The sequence below is a fragment of the Streptomyces sp. NPDC002536 genome, from assembly GCF_053594995.1.
Window position 1 is genome coordinate 1 of the sequence record NZ_JBSFWU010000190.1, and the last position, 6,899, is coordinate 6,899.

A 6,899-nucleotide genomic window follows, 5' to 3' on the forward strand; every position below is an offset into this window, starting at 1 on the left:
GGCCGGTCGCGCAGTTCCCCGCGCCCCTCACGGGGCCGGAGCCCGGGCCGTGGCGGTACGACCCCTGGGCCGTCGTGCCCGAGCAGCGGTCCGCCGCCGGGCCCTCGGCCCGCCGCCGGCGGATCGTCGGCGGGGCCGTGCTCGTGGCGCTCGTCGCGGGAGCCGTCGGCGGTGGCGTCGGGGCCTGGCTCCAGCGGGACGGCTTCGGGCGCACCCTGAACCTGCCGCAGACGGCCGCCGGCGACCGGCCCGCCGACCGGGCGCCCGGCAGCGTCTCCTGGATCGCCGCCCGGGCCCTGCCGGGCGTGGTCACCCTCCACGTGAGCGGCAGCGGCGAGAGCGGCACCGGCACCGGATTCGTCCTCGACAAGCAGGGCCACATCCTCACCAACAACCACGTGGTGCAGCCCGCGGGGCAGAGCGGATCCATCACGGTGACGTTCAACGGCGGCCAGACCGCCAGGGCCACCGTCGTCGGCCGGGACAGCGGCTACGACCTGGCCGTCATCAAGGTGTCCGGCGTGTCCGGCCTCACCCCGCTGCCGCTGGGCAACTCCGACTCCGTCCGCGTCGGCGACTCCGTCGTCGCCATCGGCGCCCCCTTCGACCTCCCGGGCACCGTCACCACGGGGATCATCAGCGCCAAGGAGCGCCCGATCACCGCGGGCGGGAAGCAGGAGGGCACCGACATCAGCTACGTCGACGCCCTGCAGACCGACGCCGCGATCAACCCCGGCAACTCCGGCGGCCCCCTGATGGACTCCGCGGGCCGGGTCGTCGGCATCAACAGCGCCATCCGCTCCGCGGGCGGCGCCGCCGGCGAGCCCGGGCAGAGCGGCGGCGCGCAGGGCGGCAGCATAGGCCTCGGCTTCGCCATCCCCGTCAACCAGGCCAGGCGCGTCGCCGAGGAGCTCATCAACACCGGCCGTGCCACCCATGCGGTCATCGGGGTGACCCTCGACATGGCCTACACGGGTGACGGCGCCCGGGTGAACGCCAAGGGCGCGGACGGCCCGCCCGTCACCCCCGGCGGCCCCGGCGACAAGGCGGGCATCCGGGCCGGCGACGTGATCGCGGCGGTGGACGGGGTCCGGGTGCACAACGGCCAGGAGCTGATCATCAAGGTCCGCAGCCACCGCCCCGGCGACCGCCTCCGGCTCACCGTCGAGCGCGACGGCCGCGCGCACACGGCCGCGCTGACCCTGGGCTCGGCCGGCTCCGGCTGACCCGTCGGCCCCTGCCCCGGCCTTTGGCCTGTTGTTGGCCGAGGCGTCTCCCACCCACCTCTTCCGGCCAGGTACCGTGATAGGCGGCCTGCATCCTCGGCCACCGACGCATCAAGGAGCTGCAACGTGCTCGACATAGGACCCCTCGAGCTGGTCTCGCTCGTCGTCCTTGCGGTGCTCATCTTCGGCCCGGACAAGCTGCCGAAGATGATCCAGGATGTGTCGCGCACGCTGCGCAAGATCCGGGAGTTCTCCGACAACGCCAAGCAGGACATTCGCTCCGAGCTCGGCCCGGAGTTCAAGGACTTCGAGTTCCAGGACCTGCACCCCAAGACGTTCGTCCGCAAGCACGTGATGGACAACGAGGAGCTGGGGCTGAAGGAGATCCGCAACGGCTTCGACTTCAAGTCCGAGATGGGCGAGATCACCGACGCGGTGCACGGCCGCACGGACGTCCCCGCCGCCGCGGGCGGCCCCGACCTGACGAAGAAGCCCGACCTCCACAAGCCGCAGGAGCGCCTCCAGCCGGGCGAACGGCCCCCCTTCGACGCCGACGCCACCTAGGCCTGTCCGGCGGATCTTCGCGCCCCGTGAGGGGCGCGGGGAACTGCGCGACCAGCCACCGCCGACCCGCAGTCGACCCACTACCCCGGGGGTCCGGGGCGCAGCCCCGAGAACCTCGGCTGCGGGTGCGTCGGGGCCGGTCGCGCAGTTCCCCGCGCCCCTCACGGGGCGCTGCCGCCGGACACCCCCTAACTCGCGCATCCGGGGCCCCATTGACGCAGGTGGCTATCCTCCCTTTGTTTGGGAGCAGCCGCCCGCGGTGGGCAGGCGTCCCGGTCGACGGGGCTACGAGGAGGCGCGGCGCAGATGGAGACGACGAGTCGGGCAGTGGCACAGGGCACCGGTTCGGCCGACGACGGCCCGCAGGGTGCGTCCGGCACCCGGCGCCCGGTCGACGGCTATCTGATGGCGGCCTTCCCCTGGTACGGCCTGGACGAGGCCCATACGGGCCGGCGCTGGCTGATGCAGGTCGGCGCCGCCGCCGACGGCGCCGTGGAGCACGGCTCCACGGGCCACGGCGAGGAGCCCTCGCTGCTGCGCACCGGGCGCGCCGTCCCCGGGGCGGAGCGCCGCCGCTTCGCCGTCGTGGTGACCGTCGCGGGCCGCCCGGTGCGGCGCAGCGCCGACGGCACGGGCGTGCTGGAGGCCACCTCGGTCTCCTCGGCCGCCTGGCTGGCGGGTTCGGGCCTGCTGTCGTGCACCTGGCCCGCGCAGATGGAGCGGGCCCTGCGGCAGGACTGGCTCGACCAGCAGACGGCCCTCGCCTGGGAGCTGGCCGACCACCTCGACGAGGCCCCCTGGACGACGCTCTCGCTGCCGGTGGACGGGGTGCCGACGGAGTTCCGCTACCGGGAGTCCGAGTACGGCTGGGTGCTGGCCGGCTCGCCCGAGGAGGGCGGCGTCCATCTGGGTGCGTACGGCCGGGGGATGAGCGCGTACGGCATGGGCTTCTCGGTGATCAAGGACATCACGGCGTACGCGGAACGGTAAGGGGCGGCCTCAAGGGAGGCCGCCCCTTACCGCTGTCCGTGCCGTCAGAACTTGTTGCGCGGCGTGATGCCCAGCGACATGCCGGACAGCCCGCGCTGGCGGCCGCCCAGCTTGCCCGCGATGGCCCGCAGCGCGCTGCCCGCGGGCGACTCCGGGTCGGTCAGCACGACGGGCTTGCCCTCGTCGCCGCCCTCGCGCAGCCGGACGTCGATCGGGATCGAGCCCAGCACCGGGACATTGGTGCCCGTGGTGCGGGTCAGCCCGTCGGCGACCACCTGGCCGCCGCCCGTGCCGAACACGTCGACCATCTCGTCGCAGTGCGGGCACGGCAGCCCGGACATGTTCTCCACGACGCCGACGATCTTCTGGTGCGTCTGCACGGCGATCGAACCGGCCCGCTCGGCCACCTCGGCCGCGGCCTGCTGAGGCGTCGTCACGACCAGGATCTCGGCGTTGGGCACCAGCTGGGCGACGGAGATGGCGATGTCGCCGGTGCCCGGCGGCAGGTCCAGCAGCAGCACGTCCAGGTCGCCCCAGTAGACGTCCGCGAGGAACTGCTGCAGCGCGCGGTGCAGCATCGGGCCGCGCCAGACGACCGGGGCGTTGCCCGGGGTGAACATGCCGATCGAGATGACCTTCACACCGTTCGCCGACGGCGGCATGATCATGTTCTCGACCTGGGTGGGCCGGCCGTCGGCGCCCAGCATGCGCGGCACGGAGTGGCCGTAGATGTCCGCGTCCACGACGCCGACCTTCAGCCCGTCCGCGGCCATGGCCGCCGCCAGGTTGACCGTCACCGAGGACTTGCCGACGCCGCCCTTGCCGGAGGCCACCGCGTACACCCGGGTCAGCGAGCCGGGCTTGGCGAACGGGACCTCGCGCTCGGCCTGTCCGCCGCGCAGCGAGGCGGCGAGCTCGCGGCGCTGCTCGTCGCTCATCACGTCCAGCTCGACGGTGACGCCCGTGACGCCCGCGACGCGGCCGACCGCCTCCTGCACCAGCGAGGTGATCTTGTCCCGCATGGGGCAGCCGGCGACCGTCAGGTAGACGGCTACCGCAACCGCACCGTCCGCCGCGATCTCCACCGATTTGACCATCCCCAGCTCGGTGATGGGGCGCTGGATCTCGGGGTCGTTCACCGTCGCGAGCGCGGCGCGGATCGCGTCCTGATCTGGAGACGATCCGTTCGTTTCGGTAGCCATAGGTCTGATGGTACGGCCCGGCAGGGCGCCCGGGGAAAGGCCTTCAGCGGTCGGCTTCCTCACTCTCCCGAGGGAATACACGCCGCTGTTCCAGCTCCCTGACCAGGTCCTGGAACTCCGAGCGGATCCAGTCCCGCGTCGCCACCTCGCCGAGGCCCATGCGCAGCCCCGCGATCTCCCGGGTCAGGTACTCGGTGTCGGCGATGGACCGCTCGTTCTGCTTGCGGTCCTGCTCCAGGTTGACCCGGTCGCGGTCGTCCTGGCGGTTCTGCGCGAGCAGGATCAGCGGTGCTGCGTACGAGGCCTGCAGGGACAGCACGAGCGTCAGGAAGATGAACGGGTAGGGGTCGAACCGCAGATGGTGCGGGACCGTGGTGTTCCACACCAGCCAGACGATGATGACGACCGTCATCCAGACGATGAAGCGTCCGGTGCCCAGGAACCGGGCGATCCGCTCCGAGAGCCGGCCGAAGGCCTCCGGGTCGTACTCCGGCAGCCAGCCGCGCCGCTTCACCCGCGGTACGTCCAGCCGGGCGCGCGGATGGGGATGGCCGTGCGGGTGGACGGCCGCCGACTCCGTCTTCACGCGTTCGGCGGACCGGTCGGGGCGCAGCCCCGCCCCGGTCGGCACGGCGTCGCGGCCGCGGTCACGGCTTGCCATGGGCGGCCTCCCGGATGTCGCTCATGCCCAGCGCGCCGTGGTGCAGTTCCGTCTCGCGCCAGTCCTCGGGCAGCAGGTGGTCCAGGACGTCGTCGACGGTGACAGCGCCCAGCAGCGCGCCGCCCTCGTCCACGACGGGCGCGGCGACCATGTTGTACGTGGCCAGGTAGCTGGTGACGGCGGGCAGCGGGGTGTCCGGCGCCAGGGGCCGCAGGTCGGTGTCGGTGATCGAGCCGACGAGCGTGAACGGCGGGTCCCGCAGCAGCCGTTGGAAGTGCACGGTGCCCAGGTACTTGCCCGTCGGCGTCTCGTCCGGCGGCCGGCAGACGTAGACCTGCGCGGCGAGCGCGGGGGAGAGGTCGGGGTTGCGGACCCGGGCCAGGGCGTCGGCCACGGTCGCGTCCGGGCGCAGCACGATCGGCTCGGTCGTCATCAGCCCGCCCGCGGTCCGCTCCTCGTAGGCCAGCAGCCGCCGCACGTCCGCCGCGTCGCCCGGCTGCATCAGCGTCAGCAGCCGCTCCTTGTCGTCCTCGGGCAGCTCGGAGAGCAGGTCGGCCGCGTCGTCGGGGTCCATCGCCTCCAGGACGTCGGCGGCGCGCTCCTCCTGGAGCTTGCCCAGGATCTCGATCTGGTCGTCCTCCGGCAGCTCCTCCAGGACGTCCGCCAGCCGGTCGTCGTCGAGGGCCGCGGCCACCTCGGACCGGCGTTTGGGCGAGAGGTGGTGCAGGACGTTGGCGAGGTCGGCGGGGCGCAGCCGCTCGAAGGTGGCCAGCAGGTTCTCGGCGCCCTGCCCGTGCTCCTCGAGCGAGAAGCCGGTGACGGCTGACCACTCGACGGTCAGCGTCTCGCCCTTGCGGCGCAGCGCGCCGCCCTTGCCGCGGCGGACGAAGACCTTGTCGATCTCCCAGTCGCGGCGGGCCGGCAACTGGGTGATGGACACGTCCAGCACCGTCACCTCCTCGTCCCCGTCCACCAGGCGCACCCGCCGGTCCAGCAGTTCGCCGAGGACGAGGGTCTCGGTCGGGCGCTGCTCGAAGCGCCGCATGTTGATCACTCCGGTCGTGATGACCTGGCCGGACTCCACCCCGGTCACCCGGGTCATGGGCAGGAAGATCCGCCGTCGGCTGACGACCTCCACGACCAGTCCGAGGACGCGCGGCGGCCGGCCGCCCACGCGCAGCATCGCCACGAGATCGCGCACCCGGCCGACCTGGTCCCCGTTCGGGTCGAAGACGGCCACGCCCGAAAGATGCGAGACGAACACCCGGGGGGCGCCTGCTGCCATGCTGCGCACCTCCTCTCGTGTCCGGTTCAGGCTAACGTGACCGGCTTCTTCCCGCCGTGGGGAAGCGGCCGTACGGACTCGGGGCTTCCGTTCCGTTCGGGCCCGGGTACGCTGCCGCTGCCGTACTCCCGCCGGTCACAGGAGGCAGAGCAGACGTGCGAACCCGGAACGCGGCCCTCGCGGCGGCGCTGTGCGCCGTGCTCTCCACGGCGCTCACGGCCTGCGGCGGCAAGGAGGACCCCGACGCGGGGACGAACGGCGTGGGCAAGCTGGGCGCCGCCGCCATCCAGCAGAAGACGCGGTCCGCGGCGCGGTCCGCGGACGCGGTGCACCTGTTCGGCAACGTCGTCAGCCAGGGCCGCACGTACCGCATCGACATGCGGCTGAAGAAGAACGGCGGCACGGGCCGGGTCTCCTCGTCCGACACCGGGGCCGGCGCCTTCGAGCTGCTGCGCACCGGGGACGACCTCTACCTGAAGGCGCCCGCCGCGTTCTGGTCCAAGGGTGCCGCCTCGGCCTCGGCCAAGCTGGAGGGCAAGTACGTCAAGGTGCCGGCCGCGGACCCGTCGTACCCGCAGCTGCGGGGCTTCACCGAGAAGGACGCCCTGCTGGACGGCCTGCTCGGGCTGCACGGCACCCCGAGCCGCGGGGAACACGGCAAGGTGGGCGGCGTCCCCACGATCCGCGTCAACGGCGGCAGCAAGGGCAGCGGCGGAACGCTCGACGTCTCGCTCGCAGGTGAACCGTATCCGCTGCGCGTGCAACGGGCGGGTGGTGCGGGCCAGCTGGAACTGGGCGACTGGGGCAAGGACTTCGCCCTTTCGCCTCCGGCGAAGGGGGAGACGGTGGACTACGGGAAGGGGATCCCCTCCGGGGGCTGAGGCCCGGTTCTTCGGGTGCGGGTCCGGCTGTGGTTGCTCGCGCAGTTCCCCGCGCCCCTTACGGGGCCGGGGCGCCCCGGCCCCGTAAGG

7 protein-coding genes are annotated in these 6,899 nt (G+C 73.0%); 4 read left to right on the forward strand and 3 right to left on the reverse strand.

What is annotated here, in order from left to right; all coding sequences use genetic code 11:
- The 3 genes from ACWD4B_RS34720 to ACWD4B_RS34730 all read left to right on the forward strand — a co-directional run.
- On the forward strand, nucleotides 1–1,226 hold a 1,226-nt coding region (locus tag ACWD4B_RS34720), incomplete at its 5' end, for a S1C family serine protease (protein WP_451424509.1).
- 126 nt (nucleotides 1,227–1,352) lie between these two features.
- Complete coding sequence (locus ACWD4B_RS34725) at nucleotides 1,353–1,790, forward strand: sec-independent translocase (RefSeq protein WP_451424510.1); 438 nt, start codon at nucleotides 1,353–1,355, stop codon at nucleotides 1,788–1,790.
- 306 nt (nucleotides 1,791–2,096) lie between these two features.
- Entirely contained in the window at nucleotides 2,097–2,780 is a 684-nt protein-coding gene (locus ACWD4B_RS34730; RefSeq protein WP_451424511.1) for a hypothetical protein, read from the forward strand.
- Between the two features lie 44 nt (nucleotides 2,781–2,824).
- Here the strand turns inward: ACWD4B_RS34730 and ACWD4B_RS34735 are convergent, their stop codons facing one another.
- The 3 genes from ACWD4B_RS34735 to ACWD4B_RS34745 are packed head-to-tail and all read right to left on the reverse strand — an operon-like array spanning nucleotide 2,825 to nucleotide 5,928.
- Nucleotides 2,825–3,982 carry an Mrp/NBP35 family ATP-binding protein gene (locus ACWD4B_RS34735; RefSeq protein WP_451424512.1) on the reverse strand — a complete coding sequence of 386 codons (1,158 nt, stop codon included), beginning with the start codon at nucleotides 3,980–3,982 and terminating at the stop codon, nucleotides 2,825–2,827.
- A gap of 43 nt (nucleotides 3,983–4,025) precedes the next feature.
- Entirely contained in the window at nucleotides 4,026–4,643 is a 618-nt protein-coding gene (locus ACWD4B_RS34740) for a DUF1003 domain-containing protein (protein WP_451424513.1), read from the reverse strand.
- The gene (locus ACWD4B_RS34745; RefSeq protein ID WP_451424514.1) at nucleotides 4,630–5,928 is read right to left on the reverse strand and encodes a magnesium transporter MgtE N-terminal domain-containing protein; all 1,299 of its coding nucleotides are present in this window, start codon (nucleotides 5,926–5,928) and stop codon (nucleotides 4,630–4,632) included. The genes ACWD4B_RS34740 and ACWD4B_RS34745 overlap by 14 nt, the downstream gene beginning before the upstream one ends.
- A 155-nt stretch (nucleotides 5,929–6,083) precedes the next feature.
- Between ACWD4B_RS34745 and ACWD4B_RS34750 the strand changes: the two genes are divergently transcribed.
- The gene (locus ACWD4B_RS34750) at nucleotides 6,084–6,809 is read left to right on the forward strand and encodes a hypothetical protein (protein WP_451424515.1); all 726 of its coding nucleotides are present in this window, start codon (nucleotides 6,084–6,086) and stop codon (nucleotides 6,807–6,809) included.
- The last annotated feature ends 90 nt before the right edge of the window (nucleotides 6,810–6,899 follow it).

Excerpts from the sequence above, each read along its gene's own strand:
- ACWD4B_RS34740 (WP_451424513.1), bottom strand. The coding sequence starts at position 4,643 with ATGGCAAGCCGTGACCGCGGCCGCGACGCCGTGCCGACCGGGGCGGGG.
- ACWD4B_RS34730 (WP_451424511.1), top strand. The coding sequence starts at position 2,097 with ATGGAGACGACGAGTCGGGCAGTGGCACAGGGCACCGGTTCGGCCGAC.
- ACWD4B_RS34745 (WP_451424514.1), bottom strand. The coding sequence starts at position 5,928 with ATGGCAGCAGGCGCCCCCCGGGTGTTCGTCTCGCATCTTTCGGGCGTG.
- ACWD4B_RS34735 (WP_451424512.1), bottom strand. The coding sequence starts at position 3,982 with ATGGCTACCGAAACGAACGGATCGTCTCCAGATCAGGACGCGATCCGC.